We start from the raw sequence: 18,043 nt of genomic DNA, 5'->3' as shown, positions 1-18,043 counted from the left end.
GGCGTTTCAGCAAAAGCTCACTGGAACTTGTAGCCGTCCAGCTTGGCGCCGTCGAACAGCTTCTTCTGGTAGTCGGCCCAGCGCATTTGCTTCAGGCGCTCGATGACCTGGGGCTTCACATCGGCGAAGGCGGGGAACTGCGCTTCACGGGTGTCATCCAGGCGGATGATGTGGAAGCCGAACTGGCTCTTCACCGGGTTCTGGGTCAGCTCGCCCTTCTTCAGAGCCACCAGGGCCTGGCTGAACTCGGGCACATAGGCCTTGGGGTTGGCAAAGCCCAGGTCGCCGCCCTTGGCGGCCGAACCGGCGTCCTTGCTCTTGGCGGCCAGGTCTTCAAACTTGGCGCCGCCGTTGAGTTGCTTGATCAGCTCGATGGCCTCGGCCTCGGTTTCCACCAGGATGTGGCGGGCGCTGTATTCCTGGCCGCCTTGCTCGGCCTTGACCTTGTCGTACTCGCCCTGGGCATCGGCATCGCTGATGGGGCTGGACTTGAAGTAGGCGTTTTGCAGCTCGCGCACCATGATGGCCTGGCGTGCCAGTTCCATCTGGGCCTTGAAGTCGGCGCTGGCGGGCACGCCACGGCGCTCGGCTTCTTGCATCATGATTTCACGGCGCACGACTTCGTCGCGCACTTGCTTTTCCAACTCGGGGGTGCGCGGCTGGCCGCCCTTGACCACCTGGGCGATCAGTGCTTCGGCGCGGGCCTTGGGCACCGCCTTGCCGTTCACCACGGCGATGTTCTGGGCTTGCGCGGCGAAGGAGGCCGACAGCAGCAGAGCGAGCAAGGACAATTTCATCGGGACAGTCTCAAAGCAAGGCGCGCAGGGGCGCCGGGAGGGAAAACAAGAGGGGAATCTCAGCGCTCGCCGGGGGCCAGGGCCTTGATGTTCAGCGCATGGATGCGCTGGGCGGGCAGCGGGCCCAGGGCATCATAGATGAGCCGATGGCGCGCAATCCGGGGCAGGTTTGTAAACCGATCGCTCTCGATCAGCAATTGGTAATGGCCCCCTTCTCGGGCGCCGGCGTGGCCGGCGTGCGAGGCGCTGTCGTCCACCAGTTCGAAGCGAATCGCCTCAAACGCCTCGCGCAGTCCTGCGGCCCAGACCGGCTCATTCATTTCGCTTCCTCATTGGGCGCGTCTTGGGGCAGATGGCGCGACAGGTACACACCTTGGGCGAGGGTGAAGACCAGCATCAGCCCGGTGGCGCCAAAGACCTTGAAATTGGTCCAGGCCGAGGTGCTGAAGTTGTAGGCCACGGCCAGGTTCAGCACGCCCATGGCGAGGAAAAAGGCGATCCATGCCTGGTTCAGCCGCGCCCAGACCGGGTCGGGCAGGGGCAAGTCTTTGAGCATGGACTTCAACGGGTTGGTGTTGAAGAAGCGCGCGCTGATCCAAAAGCCCAGGCCCATCGCCCAATAGAGGCCCGTGGGCTTCCATTTGATGAAGGTTTCGCTGTGAAAGTAGACCGTCAAGGCGCCCAGCACCACCACCAGGGCCAGGCTGATCCAGAGAATGGTGTCGACCTTTTGGCGGGTCAATTTGAGGATCAATACCTGCGCCAAGGTGGCCAGCACGACCACCACGGTGGCCAGCAGCACGGGTGCTTCCTGAGGGCCGACCGTGCCGCCCGAAACCATGAAGCCCAGGTGCGTGGTGGCAAAGGCGGCGGCCCATTCGCGATGGCCCTCGGCGTACTTGAAGGCGCCGAAGAACAGGGCCAGGGGCAGGAAATCGAGCAGGATCTTCATGGGGAGGGCGCGACGCGCGCGCAGCCCGCTTTATTCAGAGGGCCGGAATTTTAGGGCGGCGGAATTGATGCAAAAGCGCTCGCCAGTGGGCTCGGGGCCGTCCGGGAAAACATGGCCCAGATGGCTGCCGCATTGCTGGCAGCGCACCTCGATGCGCACCATGCCGTGGCTGCGGTCCACCACGCGTTCGATGATTTCAGCGTTCACCGGCTCGTAGTAGCTGGGCCAGCCGCAGCCGGCGTCGAATTTGGTGTCGGAGCGAAACAGGGGTGCGGCGCAGCCCACGCAGCGGTACTCGCCGTTCTCCCAGTGGTCCCAGTACTGACCGGTGAAAGCGCGCTCGGTGGCGGCCTCGCGAGCCACGGCGTAGGCCAGGGGATGGGCGTCGGCCAGTTGCTCGCGCCACTGGGCCTCGGTCTTCTTGACGGGGTAGTCGCTCATGGGGGTCTCGATGCGATGTCGGGTCAGTGTAGGAGGGCGGGTCTTCCCGTAGAGCGGCTGGGCTCATTCCCGCCCCTAAGATCGCCCCCAAGATGATGCGTGTCCCGCTCCACCTGGCCAGCCTGCTGCGGCACGCCGCACGCGAGCATGGGCGCACGCCTTTGAGCACCCTGGACGTCGGCGGAACCGTGCAGCGCTCCAGCTGGGCACAGATGGAGCGCCGCGCCCGCCAGTGGGGTCAGGTGTGGGAGCGTCTGGGCGTGGCGCATGGCCAGCCCGTGGCCTTGCTGGGTTGGAATGCCCAGGGCTTGCTGGAGGCCGTGCTGGGCAGTGCGGCCAGTGGGCGCCAAGCCCTGACCCTGAATCCGCGCCAGTTCCCTGAGCAGCTGATCTGGGCCGTCAACCAGACCCGCGCCCAGGCCCTGGTGTTCGATCAGGCTCTGGCCCCGCTGGTCGAGGCCATGCAGCTGCAGATGGGCAGCGTGCAGCACTACATCCAGCTGGGCGGACCCGATCTGTTGCCCGAGCTGGGTGCTCTGATGGTCGAGGCAATGGACGCCGAGTCCTTGCTCGGCATTGATGACCCGGATTGGCGCTGGCCCGATCTGGTCGAGACGGATACCGCCCTCATCAGCTTCACCGCAGCCAGCAGCGGCTGGCCGCGTGGCGTGCCAACCAGCCATCGGGCTGCCGTGCTGCAGGCCATGGCGGCGGCGCTGCCGGATGCCTATGGCTTGTCGAGCGAGGACGCCGTGATGCCGCTGTTGCCGGTGGCGCACAGCGGCGGCTGGGCGCTGTGTCTGTGCGCCGCCGTGGTGGGTTCCCGCTTGGTGCTGGTGCCGCCGGGCCTGGGCACGGCCGCCATGGCCGAAGGCATGGCCAGTTTGGGCGTGACCCTGGCTGCGGGTCCGCCCACGGTCTGGCAGGAATTGCTCGACCACATGGATGCCTCGGGCTTGCGCATGCCGGCTCTGCGGCGCGCGGTGGTGGGCAGTGCGGCCTTCCCGCCGGAGCTGCTGCCGCGTCTGCGTGCGCTGCCCAATCTGGACGTGATGCACACCTGGGGCATGAGCGAGATCGCGCCGCCGGCCTTGGTGGCGCGCGGTGCCGGTCTGGTGGTTGGCAGCGATGGCCGTCTGCCGCAGGGGCGCCCCAGTTTTGGCGTTGAGCTGGCCCTGGTGGATGACGCCGGCAACTCGCTGCCGCGCGACGGCCAGGCCGAAGGCCTGCTGGTGGCCCGCGGCCCTTGGACCTTGGATGCTTACCTGGGCGAGAGTGACTCGCCGCTGATTGCGGTGGATGGCGAAGAGGGCTGGTTCCCGACCGGTGACATCGCTCGCATTGATGAGCGCGGTTGGGTCACCATCACCGACCGCCGCAAAGACCTGATCCGCTGTGGCGGCGAATGGATCAGCGCGGCCCAGTTGGAGCGTATTGCGCTCAGCCATGCGGATGTGGCCGAAGCTGCCGTGATCGCCCGCACCGACCCGCTGCTCGGCGAGCGGCCGCTGCTCATCGTGGTTCAGCATGCAGGCGCCAGCCTCGATGCCGACACCTTGCTGGGCCTGTTCGAAGGCCGCGTGGCCGAATGGCAGCGGCCAGCGGGCGCCCTGGTCTTTCCCGAATTGCCCCGCCTGAGCACGGGCGAAGTCGACAAGCGTGAACTGCGCGCCTTGGTCGAAACCGTGCTCGATTGATCCTCCCTTCTTTTTCCGGTCCCATGAACGTCATCGAATCCCGTGACGGCGAGCTGCTGTTGCTGCAACTGGCCAATCCCCCCGTCAACGGCCTGAGCTTCGCGCTGCGCCAGGCACTGTTCGAGGCGCTGGAACGCGCCGATGCAGACCCTGGCATTGCGGCGGTGCTGATCCACGGCGGCCCCAAGGCTTTCTCAGGTGGGGCGGACATCCGTGAGTTTGGTCAGCCGCAAGCCCTGGCCCAGCCCAATCTGCCGGCCCTGTGCGCGCGCCTGGATGCCATGAGCAAGCCGGTGGTGGCGGCCATTGCCGGCCTGGCCTTGGGCGGCGGACTGGAGCTGGCGCTGAGTTGTCACTACCGCCTGGTGGTGGGGGATGCCCAGATCGGCCTGCCCGAGGTCAATCTGGGCCTGCTGCCCGGTGCCGGCGGCACCCAGCGCTTTCCGCGTGCGGTGGGCCTGGGGTTGGCGCTGGAGATGGTGCCCAGCGGCCAGCTGCGGCGCGCGGCGGATTTGGCCCGGCAGCCGGACCAGCATTTGTTTGATCGGGTCTGCACGGCCGACGCGTTGCTGCAGGCGGCCACCGACCTTGCGCGTCAGGTGGCCGCTCATCGCCCGCTGCCGCGCCTGCGCGATCGCACGGCTGCGCCGGCCCCTGAAGCCCTGGAGGCGGCCGAGGCGCGTTGTGCGGCCTTGCCCTATCCGGCGCCACTGGCCTGCGTCCGGGCGCTGCGCGGGGCGGTGGAGCTACCCTTTGATGAGGGCGTTGCGGCCGAACGGGCTGGTTTTCAGACGCTGCTGACCTCGCCGGAATCGGCGGCCCTACGTCATGCCTTTTTTGCCGAGCGTGCCGCCGGTAAGGTGCCGGGCATTGAGGCCGACACTCCGCGCCGTCGCTTGCAGCAGGTGGGTGTACTCGGTGCCGGCACCATGGGCAGTGGCATCGCCACGGCCTGTCTGATGGGCGGGCTGCAGGTCGTGCTGGTGGAGCCCGATGCGGCGGCGTTGGCGCGGGGTGTGGCCGCGCTGGAAAAACATGTGCAGGCCCAGGTGGACAAGGGACGGCTCTCGGCGGAGCGCGCTCAAGGACTGCGCGCCAACCTGAACACCAGCCAGAGCGACGCTGCGCTGGCCGACTGCGATCTGATCATCGAGGCGGTGTTCGAGGACATGGCCCTCAAACAGTCGGTGTTCCGCCGTCTGGATGCGCTGGCCAAGCCCGAGGCCCTGCTGGCGACCAACACCTCGACCCTGAACGTGGACGAGATTGCCGCCGTGACGCAGCGCCCACACCAGGTGCTGGGTCTGCACTTCTTCAGCCCGGCGGCGGTGATGAAGCTGTTGGAAGTCGTGCGCGGGGCGGCCACGGCGCCGGATGTGCTGGCCAGTGCGCTGGCCTTTGGCAAGCAGATTGGCAAGACCTGCGTGGTGGCGGGGGTCTGCGATGGCTTCATCGGCAACCGCATGATCGACCGCTACCTGGAGCAGGCCCTGTTCCTGCTGGACGAGGGGTGCTCGCCCGCCCAGGTGGACCGCGCCATCGAGGCCTGGGGTTTTGCCATGGGGCCCTTCCGCATGATCGACCTGGCCGGCAATGACGTGAGCTGGCGCATCCGCCAGCAGCGTGCCAAGGATGGCACCCTGCGCCGTGCCCAAGTGCTGGCCGATCGCCTGTGCGAGCTGGGGCGCTTCGGGCAAAAGAGCGGTGGGGGCTGGTACGACTATGAGGGCCGCGAGGCCAAGCCCTCCAAGGCCGTGGCGGCCCTGCTGCAGGCGCACCGCGAGCAGATCGGCGTGCAGGCGCGCAGCGTGAGTGATGCCGAGATCGTGGACCGCTTGCTGCTCTCGCTGGCCGTGGAGGGTGAGCGCCTGCTGGCCGAGGGAGTGGCGCTGCGCGCCTCGGACATCGATCTGGTCTATCTCAGCGGCTACGGCTTCCCGCGCTGGAAGGGCGGGCCGATGTTCGAGGCTCAAGCCCGTGGTGCGGAAGCGGTGGCGGCGCGGCGCCGCGAGTTTGCCGCCGTGGCGCATGACGATCCGGCGTTCTGGGGCGGCGTCTGATGTCGGCCTCCCTGCGCGCGCTGCTGGATGTCTTGCTGTTTGAGTGGTTGGATGTCGAGGCGCTGAGCACCCGGCCCCGGTTTGCCGAGCAAGGGCGTTCCGAGTGGGCGGCGATGCTGGATGCCGCCGAGCGCATTGCGCGCGGGGTCTGTGCGCCGGCCAATCGGGCCTGCGATGAGCAGGAGCCGCGGTTGGATGCGGCAGGGCGGGTGCAGCTGCCGGCCAGCACGGCCAAGGCCCTGCAGGCCTACACCCAGAGCGGCCTGAGCGCCGCCACCCAGGACGCCGAATGGGGTGGGCTGCAATTGCCCTGCGCGGTGGCGATGGCGGCCAATGCCTTCGTCAGCAAGGCCAGCGTGGGGGTGGCAGGCTATGCCCTGCTGTCCACCGGCAATGCCAACTTGATCCTGGCCCATGGCAATGAAGCGCAGTGCGAGGTGTTTGCGCGCCCGCTACTGGCCGGGCGCTGGTTCGGCACCATGTGCCTGAGCGAGCCTGCGGTGGGTTCTTCGCTGGGCGATCTGACGACGCGTGCACGCCCTGATGGGGTGGACTTCGAATCCGACCCCTTGGGGCCGCGCTACCGGCTGCGCGGCAGCAAGATGTGGATCTCGGGCGCCGACCACGAATTGGCCGAGAACATCGTGCACCTGGTGCTGGCCAAGGTGCCACTGGCTGATGGCAGCTTGCCCGAGGGCAGTGCGGCCTTGTCGCTCTTCATCGTGCCCAAGCTCCGGGTGGCGGCCGACGGCAACGTGTTGGCGCTGCGCAATGGGGTGGTGCTGGCGGGCCTGAATCACAAGCTGGGTTGGCGTGGCACGGTCAACGGCCTGTTGAATTTCGGCGAGGACGATGACTGCCTGGGCTATCGCATCGGGGCCGAAGGGCAGGGCCTGGCCTGCATGTTCCACATGATGAACGAGGCCCGGATCGGCGTGGGGCTGGGGGCCGCCATGCTGGCCATGGCCGGCTTTGAGACCAGCATGGCCTATGCGCGCGAGCGGCGGCAGGGTCGTGCCATCGGCCAGCGCAGCGGGGCGATGGTGGCGCTGACCGAGCATGCCGATGTGCGCCGCATGCTGCTGGCCCAAAAGGCCGTGGCCGAGGGTGCCCTGGCGCTGTGTCTGTACTGCGCCCGGCTGGTAGACGAGGGCGAGGACGAGCTGCTCGCGCTGTTGACGCCGATCGCCAAGTCCTGGCCCAGCCAATGGGGCTTGGAAGCCAACAGCCTGGCCATCCAGGTGTTGGGCGGCGCGGGCTACACGCGCGACTGGCCGGTCGAGCAGTACTGGCGCGATCAGCGCCTGAACATGATCCATGAGGGCACGCACGGCATCCAGGCGCTGGACCTGCTGCTGCGCAAGGCCAGCCGGCCGCAGGCCCTCGCGGCCCTGGCCGCGCGCATCAATGCCACCGTCGAGGCGGCCCTGCAGCGGCCGGAGTTGGCGGCCCAGGCCAACCAGCTGGCGGCTGCCCTGGCCCTGGTGGGGCGGGCCACCAAGGCGGCCTGGAGTGCGGGCGATCCGGGCCAGGCGGCCCTGCACGCCACGCCCTATCTGCAGGCCTTCGGGCACCTGGTGCTGGCCTGGATCTGGCTGGACCTGGCAAGGGTGGATGGCGATGCGGGGCGCGCTGCCGCGCGCGACTACTTCTACGCCTATGAGCTGCCGCTGGTGAATGCCTGGCTGCAGCCGGTGCTGGCGGGTGCGCTGCTGCTGCGCGATCTGGACCCGGAGACCCTGTGAGTGAACTGATCTGGGACTGTCAGGCCTTTGCGTCACTCAGTGGCGCCCAGGTCTACGAGATCCTGCGCCTGCGCAGCGAGGTGTTCGTGGTGGAGCAGCAGTGCATCTTCCAGGACCCAGACGGCGCAGACGACCGGGCCTGGCATTTGGGTGCCTGGCAGGCCGGCGGCTTGATGGCCTATGCGCGCTTGCTGGGCCCCGGCATCAAGGCGGCGCGGCCCAGCTTTGGGCGCGTGATCACCGCGCCCGCGGCGCGCGGTCAGGGCTTGGGTCATGAGTTGGTGCGGCGCGCATTGAGCGAGTGCGAGCGCCACTGGCCGGGGCAGGGGGTGACCATCTTTGCGCAGGCCCATCTGCAGAACTATTACGGCGCCCACGGCTTTGTGCCCGTGGGCGCGCCCTTTATGGAGGACGACATCCTCCACATGGAAATGGTCAAGGCATGAAGGACTTGAACGGGAAGACGGCCCTCATCACCGGCGCGGGTTCGGGCTTTGGGCTGGAGTTGGCCCGCCTGTGCGCGACTGAGGGCATGCGCCTGGTGCTGGTGGATGTGCAGGCCGACGCGCTGGACCGCGTGGCCCAGGAGTTGGCCGCGCACACCGTGCTGGCACAGCGGGTCGATGTCAGCAGCCCCGCCGAGATGCAGACCTTGGCCGCCGCCGTGCAGGCCCATGTGGGCGCGCCGCATCTGGTGTTCAACAACGCCGGGGTGGGCTTTGGTGGCCTGATCTGGGAAGCCACGGTCAGGGATTGGGACTGGGTGCTGGGCGTCAACCTGATGGGGGTGGTGCATGGGGTGCGCCTGTTCACGCCCATGATGCTGGAGGCTGCCCAGCGCGACCCCGCCTGGCAGGGCCACATCGTCAACACCGCCTCGATGGCGGGTGTGCTGAATGCACCCAATATGGGGGTCTACAACGTCAGCAAGCACGCGGTGGTGTCCTTGAGCGAGACCCTGCACCACGATCTTTCCTTGGTGACCGACCAGGTGCACTGCTCGGTGCTCTGCCCCTATTTCGTGCCTACCGGCATTGCCGATAGCCATCGCAACCGTGATCCGGCCACGATGGCGCGGCCCACGCCCAGCCAGCGCATCAGCCAGGCGATGTCCTCCAAGGCGGTGGCCACTGGCAAGCTGAGTGCGGCCGATGTGGCGCGCCTGGTGCTGGATGGGGTGCGGGCTCAAGCCTTCTGGCTGTTCAGCCATCCGCAGGCTTTGGGTGCGGTGAGTCAGCGTGCTGACGAAATGGTGCAGGGCCGCAACCCGGGCGATCCCTTTGCTGAACGACCGGAGTTGGGGCAGCAGTTGCGCGCGGCGCTGCGCGGCTGATTTGGGAGGGTCTGCAACACCCCCTGCGCCCGCGCCAAGACTTTTCGGGATGAGGCCAAGGCGCGAGCCGCAGCTCAGGCTGGCGGCCTGAGCAAGGCTTGCAACGCCGGCCATCGCCCGAAAAGTCTTTGGCCCGAAAGGGTTTGCGAGATAACCGGCCGTCTCGGTCGTTGGCGTGCTCGGCTGTCGGACGGCGAGTCCGACCTTCGCGCGCCGCCGGCGCGCAAAAGCGCCGGCGCTCGGGTAGGCACAAACAGTCCGCTGGACTGTTTGTGTCCGACCTCGCTCTACGATCCGGCCGGTTCTCTCGCAAACGCGGGTTGCATGGGATGTTGCAGACCCTCCCTAGCCGCGCGCCTTTTTGAGCGCAAAGCCGAGCAGGGTGCCCACCTGGCGCAGGTAGTCCACATGCGCGGGCGTCCAATGCAGCTCGAAGCTGGTGTTCTCGCAGCAGAACAGCCCCCAGGGCTGGCCGCCGATCTGGATACCGACGTCCAGCAGGGAGTAGATGTTGAGCGGGCCGAAGTAGGCCTCGGTGAAGCAGGCGGTGCTGGGATGCTCACGGGCCGCGCCCGCATGGATCAGGTTGTCGCGCCGCATGGCCTCGAAGTAGGGTCCGAAGTCGTCCTCGCGCAGCACGGTGCCGGCGCTCCACTGGGCGTCGGTGCGGTCGTAGAGCTGCAGGCACTCGATCCGGTCGCGCAACTCCGCGTCTGGGTAGATCCACAGGCTGGCGCGCGAGCAGTCCATTTCCTCGGCCAGGGCCTGGGTCAGGGATTGGTAGAACTGGGCAGCGTCGACTTGCCCGTCCATCAGTTGCTTGGCCAGGGCCATCACGCGGTGGCGATCGAACATGGGCGGCACTCCGGGCGCCCGGTGCGGGCAATGGGTTTGAGCCTATTCACACCAAGCGCGGCCTCCATGAGTGTGAACAGGCCCTAGTGTGGCGCTTTGGCAGAATCGCCACCCTTCGCGTTATCCCCCGGGCGCCGTGCTGGCGCCCTTTGTGTTTGTGGACCGACTCATTTCTCAGATTGCCGCCGAACTGAAGGTTCGCGCGGCCCAGGTGCAGGCTGCCGTGGACTTGCTGGATGGCGGCGCCACCGTGCCCTTCATCGCCCGCTACCGCAAGGAAGCCACCGACAACCTGGATGACACCCAGCTGCGCGAGCTGGAATCCCGCCTGGCCTATCTGCGCGAGCTGGAAGACCGCCGCGAAGCCGTCATCAAGAGCGTGGCCGAGCAGGGCAAGCTAACAATTGAACTGCGAGCGGCCTTTGAGGGAGCTGAGACCAAGCAGGTGTTGGAGGACTTGTACGCCCCCTTCAAGCCCAAGCGCCGCACCAAGGGCCAGATTGCGCGCGAGGCGGGCTTAGGCCCCTTGGCAGAGAAGCTGTTTGCCGACCCCAGCCTGAACCCGCAAGAAGAGGCTGCAGCCTTTGTGAATGCCGAGGCGGGCTTTGCCGACGCGCTGGCCGTGTTGGACGGTGTGCGCGACTGCTTGAGCGAGCAGTGGGCCGAAGACCCCGCCTTGGTGGGCCGTTTGCGTGAGTGGCTGTGGGCCGAGGGCCTGTTCGATAGCAAGAAGGTGGCGGACAAGAACGCAGACGACGCTGAAGTTGCGAAGTTCCGCGACTACTTTGAATACGACGAGCCGATTCGCTCGGTGCCCAGCCACCGGGCGCTGGCGGTGTTCCGCGGCCGTACGCTGGGCTATCTGGATGCGAAGCTGAGGCTGGACGAAGAGGTGGTGACGGGTCAACCGACCCTGGCCGAAATGCGCATCGCCGCGCATCTGGGCTGGAAGAACCAGAACCGCCCCGGCGACGCTCTCATCAAGAAGACCGTGGCCTGGACTTGGAAGGTCAAGCTCTCCATGAGCCTGGAGCGCGACCTCTTCACCCGCTTGCGTGAGGCCGCCGAGGCCACCGCCATCAAGGTGTTTGCCGAAAACCTGCGCGACCTGCTGCTGGCCGCACCGGCCGGGCGCAAGGTGGTAATGGGCCTGGACCCTGGCATCCGCACCGGCGTCAAGGTGGCGGTGGTGGGCGAGACCGGCAAGGTGTTGGACACGAACACGGTCTACCCGCACGAGCCGCGCCGCGACTGGGAAGGGTCGCTGCACACCCTGGCCAAGCTGTGCGCCGCACACGGTGTGAATCTGATCGCCATCGGCAACGGCACGGCCAGCCGCGAGACCGACAAGTTGGCGGCCGACCTGATCAAGCGCCTCCAAGCTCTTGCTCCGGGCGTCGCCATCCAGAAGGTGGTGGTCAGCGAGGCCGGGGCTTCGGTGTACTCCGCGTCGGAAGTGGCCAGCAAGGAGCTGCCGGACCTGGACGTGAGCCTGCGCGGCGCGGTGTCTATCGCGCGGCGCCTGCAGGATCCGCTGGCGGAGCTTGTGAAGATCGAGCCCAAGAGCATCGGCGTGGGTCAGTACCAGCACGATGTGAACCAGAGCGAACTGGCACGCAGCCTGGTCGCGGTGGTGGAAGACTGCGTGAACGGCGTGGGCGTGGACTTGAATACCGCCTCGGCGCCGTTGCTGGCGCGGGTCTCTGGCCTGACCGTGGGTCTGGCCCAATCCATCGTGCGGCATCGCGATGCGCAGGGTCCTTTCAAGAATCGCAAGGCGTTGCTGGATGTGACGGGACTGGGTCCCAAGACCTTTGAGTTGGCGGCGGGTTTCTTGCGCATTCGCGAGGGCGACAACCCACTGGACCAGAGCGGTGTGCACCCCGAGACCTATCCGGTCGTGCAGCGCATCCTGGACCAACTGGGCGCGCCGATTCAGGACGTGATGGGCCGCTCGGACGTGCTGCGCCGGGTGCGGGCCGACAGCCTGGCCGACGAGCGCTTTGGTCTCATCACGGTCAAGGATGTTCTGCAGGAGTTGGAAAAGCCGGGGCGCGATCCGCGTCCGGACTTCAAGGTGGCGCGCTTTACCGAGGGCGTGGAAGACCTCAAGGACCTGAGCGTGGGCATGGTGCTCGAAGGCACGGTCAGCAATGTGGCCCAGTTCGGCGCCTTTGTGGACCTGGGCGTGCACCAGGACGGGCTCATCCATGTCAGCCAACTCAGCAATAAATTCGTCAGCGATGCCCGTGAAGTGGTGAAGACCGGCGACATCGTGCGTGTCAAGGTGCTGGAGGTGGATCTGGCGCGCAAACGCATCTCGCTGACCATGAAGCTGGATGCCCAGCCGCAGCGCAGCGGGGACGCCGGGCAGAACCAGTACCGACCGGCTGCGCGCAACGAGCGCAGCGGGCGCTCAGGCCCAACATCGGCCGCGCCGGCTGCTGCGGGCGGCGCCATGGCGGCGGCCTTTGCCAAGCTGCAGGGCGGCAAGCGCTGATCTGCAGCCGCACAAGCCCGGCGCTGGCTGCGGTCAATTTGCGACAGTTCGCGCCGGTCTGTGGCCCTTTGGTCGCATGGCTTTTGGGAGAGGGGGGCCGGCCTGCTAGGGTTCGCCCCAGTCCGTGGATTGCCCAGCCCAGTCAGGCCGCGTTGCCCCTGGCCTGAGCGCACTCCATCCAACGCGCGGCGCCTGTCCGCTCCACCCGAAAGCCTTGAATGATTCTTCGCCCCGTTGCCCTGGCGGTCGCCTGTTTGGCTGCCAATCTGGCCCATGCCCAGCAAGAAGTGGCCGACGACAGCCGTGCCAATCCGCAGCAACTTGAACGCGTGGAGGTGCGCAGCCGCGCATTGACCGACTCGGAGATGCGGCGTCGCCAGCCGGTGGCCAAACAGATTTACGGTCGCGAGGAACTGGATAAGTACGGTGACACCCAGCTCAGCGATGTGCTCAAGCGTCTGCCGGGTGTGAATGTCAGCGGCGGCCAACTGCGCATGCGCGGTTTGGGCGGGGCCTTCACGCAGATCTTGGTCAATGGCGACCCGGCGCCCCCGGGCTTCAACCTGGAGCAGGTCAATCCGGCCCAAGTGGAGCGCATCGAGGTCAGCAAGGCCCCGACCGCCGACCAGAGCGCACAGGCCATTGCCGGCACCGTCAACATCATCTTGAAGGACGCCCCGCGCGTGCTGCAGCGCGACCTGCGGCTGGGTCTGGCCTACAACCACGACCGACCGGTCACCAATGGCAGCTTCACCTATGGCGACCGCAAGGGCGGCCTCGGCGTGGTGCTGCCGATCTCCTTCTTCAGCTGGCGCTTGCTCAACGAGACGGAGACCCTGCGTCAGGGCCGGGATGCCCAAGGCCAGGCGCAGCGCCTGGCCACCGACGGCTGGGATGTGCCCTACGGTCACGGCTTCAACATGGCGCCGCGCGTGAACTGGAAGCTGGGCGACGACGAGACCCTCACCTTGCAGGGCTTTGTGGTGCGCAACAACTTCCGCAATCGCGGTGCCACCGTGACTGAGGTTGAGCAGGGCAGCACGCCGGTCAGCGTCGACGACGACTTCCTGACCCGTGGCTTCTTTGAGCATGCTCGCGTCAATCTGCAATACAACAACCGCTTCAGCGATGACCAGCGCATTGAGCTGAAGGCGGGCACCGGCGGCGCGCGTTCGCGTTTCGACAACCAATTCCATGGCCGCAATGCCGCCGGCGTACAGACCGTTGAGCGCCAGACCCTGGGCAGCGGCAAGAACCGCGGCTTCAATCTGAGCGGCAAGTACACCCAGTTCGTGGGGGAGTCGCACACGGTGACGGCCGGCGCCGAGTTGGAGCGCCGCACCCGCGAGGAAGAGCGCCGCACGTTGGAGAACGGCCTCGATCTGTTGCCGGGTGTGGAGGGACAGCCCTTTGACGCCACCGTGACCCGCAGCGCGCTGTTTGTGCAGGACGAGTGGGAGATTGCGCCGCAGTGGTCGGCCTATCTGGGCCTGCGCAATGAGCGCATCAAGACGGTCAGCGAAGGAGTGGGCTCGACCTTCCGTAGCAACAGCTCGGTGCTCACGCCCTTGTTCCACCTGAACTACAAGTTCGATCCCAAGGCGCGGGATCTGATTCGCGCCAGCCTGACGCGCAGCTACAAGGCGCCAGATGTGCAACAGCTCATCGCTCGGCCCACCATCAACACCAACTACCCGACCAGCGGGCCCAATACCGAGACGGCGCCGGACCGCGTGGGCAACCCGGGCCTGGAGCCCGAACTGGCGACCGGCTTCGACCTAGCCTTTGAGAAGTACCTCAGCGGCGGCTCGATGTTTTCGGTGGGGGTGTTCCACCGTCGCATCACGGGCCTGATTCGCAACAGCTTGACGCTGGAGAACCAGGTGTCTTGGGCGGCCGGACCGCGCTGGGTGGCCAAGCCGGTGAACCTGAGTCGAGCCAGCACCTCGGGCCTGGAGTTGGAGCTCAAGGGACGGGCCGGCGAGCTGATGCCCAGCCTGTTCGAGCCGGCCACGGCATTGAACCTGCGCGGCAGCTTGAGCGTCTACCACTCCAAGGTCAAGGACATCACGGGTCCAGACAATCGCTTGGAGCAGCAGCAGCCTTGGTCAATGACCCTGGGCTGGGACTACCGATTCAAGGGTATCCCGCACAGCATGGGCATGAGCTATACCTTCACGCCCAGCTATGAAGTGCAGCAGACCGCGCTGAGTCGCCTGGAGACCGGCCGGGCGCGTGGGCTGGATGCGTTCTTCATGATGGTGCTCAGTCCCAAGGACGGCCTGCGCTTCGGCATTCAGAACCTGGCACCGGTTAGCAATGTCACCAACACTCAGTTCCGCAATGGGGACTACAACCTGACCGAGCGTCGCCAGCGCACCTGGTATTCGGTCAATTGGGAGCACCGCTTCTGATGCAGGCGCTGCAGGTTTTTGCCGGCCCGGCGGCGCGTGAACGCTTGGCTGAACGCGGCCTGCAGCCGCAAGACATCGGTCTGATACCGGCCGCTGCGGGCGGACCCAAGGGCCTGATCTTGAGCGGTCTTGATCGCTTCATCTTTGGGCCTTGGCTGGCGCAAAGCGAGCAGGCGGTGCATCTGGTCGGCGCCTCTATCGGTGCCTGGCGCATGAGTGCTGCCTGCCTGGCGGCCCGGCCCGAGCAGGCGGACGCCGTGTTTGACCGCTTGGCACGTGCCTATGTGGCGCAACGTTACGACCCCGAGCCCGGGCGCAGCCGACCCAGCAGCGCACTGGTGACGGCGCGGTTTGAGCAGACACTGAAGGAGCAATTCGACGGCCATTGGGGCGACTTGCTGCAGCACCCGCGCTGGCGGCTGCACCTCGTGACCTCGCGCGGCCGTGGGCCTTTGTTGCGGCGCGAGTCGCGCTGGCGCACGCCCCTGGGTTATCTGGGGGCTTTCGCTTCCAATGCACTGCGTCGACCGTGGTTGGGGGCCTGGCTGGAGCGCGTGGTGTTCAGCGACCCGCGCCAACATCTGCCGCTGGTGTTGCGGGATTTGGCGAGCCGGGAGTTGCCGCTGCAGGAGAGCAATCTGCAGCGCGTGCTATTGGCCAGTTGTTCGATTCCCTTCTATCTGCAAGCCCAGCACGATCTGCCTGGCGCGCCGCGTGGCGCTTACTGGGATGGCGGCATCACCGACTACCACCTGCACTGGGACTATCGCCCGCTGCTGCAGACGTCGGCGCCACTGGTGCTCTACCCGCATTTCCAGCGCCAAGTGGTGCCGGGCTGGCTGGACAAGGCGCTCAATCATCGCCACCGCACCAGCGAATTCCTCAGCAATGTGGTGCTGCTGAGTCCGCATCCGGATTGGGTGCGCGGTCTGCCGGGGGGCAAGCTGCCCGACCGCAGTGACTTTGCCAACTTGTCGTTGGACGAGCGTCAGCGCCGCTGGCGTGTTGCCGTGGCCGAGAGCCAGCGCCTGGCCGACGCGTTCGACCATTTGACGCGCCAGCCCAGCTTGCAGGCCTTGCCCCTATAGAATCGCGGCCTTCAACCAACAAGAGCGAGAAAGGCAGCACGGGTTATGACACCGCGGACTAGCACCTCCCCCGATCGGCGCGCCTCCGCCGCGTGGTGCCGCGCCTGAGTTCCCCTTTGCCTTTCCCTTGAACGCGGCCGCCGGCCGCGTTTTTCGTTTCTGAGGATTTCAAGATGATCGCTATCCAACTTCCCGATGGTTCCAAGCGCCCCTTCGATGGGCCTGTCACGGTCGGCCAGGTGGCCGCCAGCATCGGCGCCGGCTTGGCCAAGGCAGCCCTGGGTGGCCGCGTGGACGGCAAGCTGGTGGACCTGTCCTTTTTGATCGAGCGTGACGCGCAGCTGGCCATCGTGACCGAGAAGGATGCGGACGGCCTGGAGTTGATTCGTCACAGCACGGCGCACTTGCTGGCCTATGCGGTCAAGGAGCTGTTCCCCGACGCGCAGGTGACGATCGGCCCGGTGATTGAAAACGGCTTCTATTACGACTTTGCCTACAAGCGCCCCTTCACGCCCGAGGACCTGGCGGCCATCGAGGTCAAGATGCAGGAACTGGCCAAGAAGGACGAGAAGGTAGAACGCCGCGTGTTGCCGCGTGACGAGGCCATCGCCTACTTCAAGGGCTTGGGCGAGGCCTACAAGGCCGAGTTGATCGGCGCCATCCCGGCCGGCGAGGAGGTCAGCCTTTACCGCGAAGGGGCCTTTGAGGACCTGTGCCGCGGCCCCCACGTGCCCTCTACCGGCAAGCTCAAGCACTTCAAGTTGATGAAGGTGGCCGGCGCCTATTGGCGCGGTGACCATCGCAACGAGATGCTGCAGCGCGTCTACGGCACGGCCTGGTGCACCAAGGAGGATCTGGCGGCCTATTTGACGCGCCTTGAGGAGGCTGAGAAGCGCGACCACCGCCGCCTCGGCGCGGAACTGGATCTGTTCCACCTGGACGAACACAGCCCCGGCACGGTGTTCTGGCATCCCAAGGGCTGGACGGTGTGGCAGGAGGTGGAGCAGTACATGCGCCGTGTCTACCGTGACAACGGCTACCAGGAGGTCAAGGGCCCGCAGATCGTTGACCGCGTGTTGTGGGAAAAGAGCGGCCATTGGGAGAAGTACCGCGACGCGATGTTCACGACCGAGTCGGACAAGCGCGAGTACGCCCTCAAGCCCATGAACTGCCCGGGTCACATCCTGATCTTCAAGCAGGGCGTGAAGAGCTACCGCGACCTGCCGCTGCGCTACGGTGAGTTCGGCCAGTGCCATCGCAACGAGCCCACCGGGGGCCTGCACGGCATCATGCGCGTGCGTGCGTTCACGCAGGACGATGGCCACATCTTCTGCACCGAGGACATGATCCTGCCTGAGTGCGTGGTCTACACGGAGCTGCTGCAAAAGGTCTACAAGGACTTCGGCTTCACCGACATCCTCTACAAAGTGGCCACGCGTCCGGCGGCCCGGATCGGTTCCGACGAAATCTGGGACAAGGCCGAGCACGCGCTGATGGAATCGCTGCGCCGCTCGGGCTGTGAATTCGTGATCGCCCCCGGCGACGGTGCCTTCTACGGGCCCAAGATCGAGTACACGCTCAAGGACGCCCTGGGTCGTGAATGGCAGTGCGGCACCATGCAGGTCGACTTCAGCATGGCCCAGCGCCTGGATGCCCACTATGTGGCCGAGGACAGCAGCCATCGGCCCCCGGTGATGCTGCACCGCGCCATCGTCGGCAGCCTGGAGCGCTTCATCGGCATCCTGATCGAACAGCATGCCGGCGCGCTGCCGGCCTGGCTGGCGCCGACCCAGGTGGTGATCGCCTCCATCAGTGAGGGACAGGCCGATTACGCCCAAGAAGTCGCGAAAATGCTGCAAAAACAAGGGCTTAGGGCCCAGGCGGACGTGCGGGCGGACAAGATCACCTATAAAATTCGCTCGCATTCCCTGCAAAAGGTTCCCTATATCCTGGTCGTTGGCGATAAGGAAAAGGCGAACCGGAGCGTTGCGGTGCGCGCCCGCGGTAACCAGGATCTGGGGGTGATGGGGCTGGACGACTTCCAATCGAAGATCGCCGCCGACATCGCCGCCAAGGTTTGAGGCCTTCGGCGCGCATTGCGTTTTTGGGGGCCGGTTAGCGGGATGCCCGGCCCTTTATTGATTAAGGAAACACCATCGCT

General features: G+C 66.4%; 14 protein-coding genes. 9 read left to right on the top strand and 5 right to left on the bottom strand.

The annotated features are described in order from the left end of the window. Positions 1–17: 17 nt before the first annotated feature. Genes FF090_RS13830 through msrB form a run of 4 tightly spaced genes read right to left on the bottom strand, consistent with a single transcriptional unit; the run spans position 18 to position 2,190 of the window. Positions 18–797 (bottom strand): peptidylprolyl isomerase, encoded by a 780-nt coding sequence (locus FF090_RS13830; protein WP_138857273.1) that lies wholly within the window; start codon positions 795–797, stop codon positions 18–20. Between the two features lie 59 nt (positions 798–856). Next, a complete protein-coding gene (locus tag FF090_RS13825) occupies positions 857–1,117 on the bottom strand; it encodes a BolA family protein (RefSeq protein WP_138857272.1) in 261 nt (86 codons plus the stop codon). Continuing rightward, positions 1,114–1,749, bottom strand: coding sequence for a septation protein A (locus tag FF090_RS13820; protein WP_138857271.1), 636 nt, complete (start codon positions 1,747–1,749; stop codon positions 1,114–1,116). The genes FF090_RS13825 and FF090_RS13820 overlap by 4 nt, the downstream gene beginning before the upstream one ends. Positions 1,750–1,779: 30 nt before the next feature. Next, positions 1,780–2,190, bottom strand: coding sequence for a peptide-methionine (R)-S-oxide reductase MsrB (gene msrB, locus FF090_RS13815; RefSeq protein WP_138857270.1), 411 nt, complete (start codon positions 2,188–2,190; stop codon positions 1,780–1,782). A 95-nt stretch (positions 2,191–2,285) separates the two neighbouring features. On the opposite strand from msrB, the gene FF090_RS13810 reads away from it, so the two are divergent. The 5 genes from FF090_RS13810 to FF090_RS13790 are packed head-to-tail and all read left to right on the top strand — an operon-like array spanning position 2,286 to position 9,025. Then, positions 2,286–3,887, top strand: coding sequence for an AMP-binding protein (locus FF090_RS13810; protein WP_175423663.1), 1,602 nt, complete (start codon positions 2,286–2,288; stop codon positions 3,885–3,887). Between the two features lie 23 nt (positions 3,888–3,910). Beyond that, complete coding sequence (locus FF090_RS13805) at positions 3,911–5,947, top strand: 3-hydroxyacyl-CoA dehydrogenase NAD-binding domain-containing protein (RefSeq protein WP_138857268.1); 2,037 nt, start codon at positions 3,911–3,913, stop codon at positions 5,945–5,947. Next, positions 5,947–7,692, top strand: coding sequence for an acyl-CoA dehydrogenase family protein (locus tag FF090_RS13800; RefSeq protein ID WP_138857267.1), 1,746 nt, complete (start codon positions 5,947–5,949; stop codon positions 7,690–7,692). The genes FF090_RS13805 and FF090_RS13800 overlap by 1 nt, the downstream gene beginning before the upstream one ends. Continuing rightward, positions 7,689–8,138: a GNAT family N-acetyltransferase gene (locus FF090_RS13795; protein WP_246071425.1), complete on the top strand. Its 450-nt coding sequence runs from the start codon at positions 7,689–7,691 to the stop codon at positions 8,136–8,138. The genes FF090_RS13800 and FF090_RS13795 overlap by 4 nt, the downstream gene beginning before the upstream one ends. Further along, positions 8,135–9,025 (top strand): SDR family oxidoreductase, encoded by an 891-nt coding sequence (locus FF090_RS13790; RefSeq protein WP_138857266.1) that lies wholly within the window; start codon positions 8,135–8,137, stop codon positions 9,023–9,025. Before FF090_RS13795 ends, FF090_RS13790 begins: the two co-directional genes overlap by 4 nt. A 345-nt stretch (positions 9,026–9,370) precedes the next feature. Here the strand turns inward: FF090_RS13790 and FF090_RS13785 are convergent, their stop codons facing one another. Beyond that, on the bottom strand, positions 9,371–9,880 hold the full coding sequence (locus FF090_RS13785; RefSeq protein ID WP_138857265.1) for a GAF domain-containing protein: 510 nt from the start codon (positions 9,878–9,880) through the stop codon (positions 9,371–9,373). A gap of 139 nt (positions 9,881–10,019) precedes the next feature. Between FF090_RS13785 and FF090_RS13780 the strand changes: the two genes are divergently transcribed. The 4 genes from FF090_RS13780 (at position 10,020) to thrS (ending at position 17,963) form a co-directional block, all read left to right on the top strand. Then, positions 10,020–12,380 (top strand): Tex family protein, encoded by a 2,361-nt coding sequence (locus tag FF090_RS13780; RefSeq protein ID WP_221304941.1) that lies wholly within the window; start codon positions 10,020–10,022, stop codon positions 12,378–12,380. A 218-nt stretch (positions 12,381–12,598) separates the two neighbouring features. After that, positions 12,599–14,794: a TonB-dependent receptor plug domain-containing protein gene (locus tag FF090_RS13775; RefSeq protein ID WP_138857264.1), complete on the top strand. Its 2,196-nt coding sequence runs from the start codon at positions 12,599–12,601 to the stop codon at positions 14,792–14,794. Next, a complete protein-coding gene (locus tag FF090_RS13770) occupies positions 14,794–15,882 on the top strand; it encodes a patatin-like phospholipase family protein (RefSeq protein WP_138858399.1) in 1,089 nt (362 codons plus the stop codon). Before FF090_RS13775 ends, FF090_RS13770 begins: the two co-directional genes overlap by 1 nt. 173 nt (positions 15,883–16,055) lie before the next feature. After that, positions 16,056–17,963 carry a threonine--tRNA ligase gene (gene thrS, locus FF090_RS13765; RefSeq protein WP_138857263.1) on the top strand — a complete coding sequence of 636 codons (1,908 nt, stop codon included), beginning with the start codon at positions 16,056–16,058 and terminating at the stop codon, positions 17,961–17,963. The last annotated feature ends 80 nt before the right edge of the window (positions 17,964–18,043 follow it).

The sequence above is a fragment of the Inhella inkyongensis genome (assembly GCF_005952805.1).
Lineage (GTDB): Bacteria > Pseudomonadota > Gammaproteobacteria > Burkholderiales > Burkholderiaceae_C > Inhella > Inhella inkyongensis.
The sequence above is the reverse complement of the archived record's forward strand: the minus strand, read 5'-3'. Positions and strand labels throughout refer to the sequence as shown.

Coding starts and splice junctions, on each gene's coding strand:
- FF090_RS13805 (WP_138857268.1), top strand. CDS start 3,911: ATGAACGTCATCGAATCCCGTGACGGCGAGCTGCTGTTGCTGCAACTG.
- FF090_RS13820 (WP_138857271.1), bottom strand. CDS start 1,749: ATGAAGATCCTGCTCGATTTCCTGCCCCTGGCCCTGTTCTTCGGCGCC.
- FF090_RS13770 (WP_138858399.1), top strand. CDS start 14,794: ATGCAGGCGCTGCAGGTTTTTGCCGGCCCGGCGGCGCGTGAACGCTTG.
- FF090_RS13825 (WP_138857272.1), bottom strand. CDS start 1,117: ATGAATGAGCCGGTCTGGGCCGCAGGACTGCGCGAGGCGTTTGAGGCG.
- FF090_RS13810 (WP_175423663.1), top strand. CDS start 2,286: ATGCGTGTCCCGCTCCACCTGGCCAGCCTGCTGCGGCACGCCGCACGC.
- FF090_RS13800 (WP_138857267.1), top strand. CDS start 5,947: ATGTCGGCCTCCCTGCGCGCGCTGCTGGATGTCTTGCTGTTTGAGTGG.
- FF090_RS13830 (WP_138857273.1), bottom strand. CDS start 797: ATGAAATTGTCCTTGCTCGCTCTGCTGCTGTCGGCCTCCTTCGCCGCG.
- FF090_RS13785 (WP_138857265.1), bottom strand. CDS start 9,880: ATGTTCGATCGCCACCGCGTGATGGCCCTGGCCAAGCAACTGATGGAC.
- FF090_RS13790 (WP_138857266.1), top strand. CDS start 8,135: ATGAAGGACTTGAACGGGAAGACGGCCCTCATCACCGGCGCGGGTTCG.
- msrB (WP_138857270.1), bottom strand. CDS start 2,190: ATGAGCGACTACCCCGTCAAGAAGACCGAGGCCCAGTGGCGCGAGCAA.
- thrS (WP_138857263.1), top strand. CDS start 16,056: ATGATCGCTATCCAACTTCCCGATGGTTCCAAGCGCCCCTTCGATGGG.
- FF090_RS13775 (WP_138857264.1), top strand. CDS start 12,599: ATGATTCTTCGCCCCGTTGCCCTGGCGGTCGCCTGTTTGGCTGCCAAT.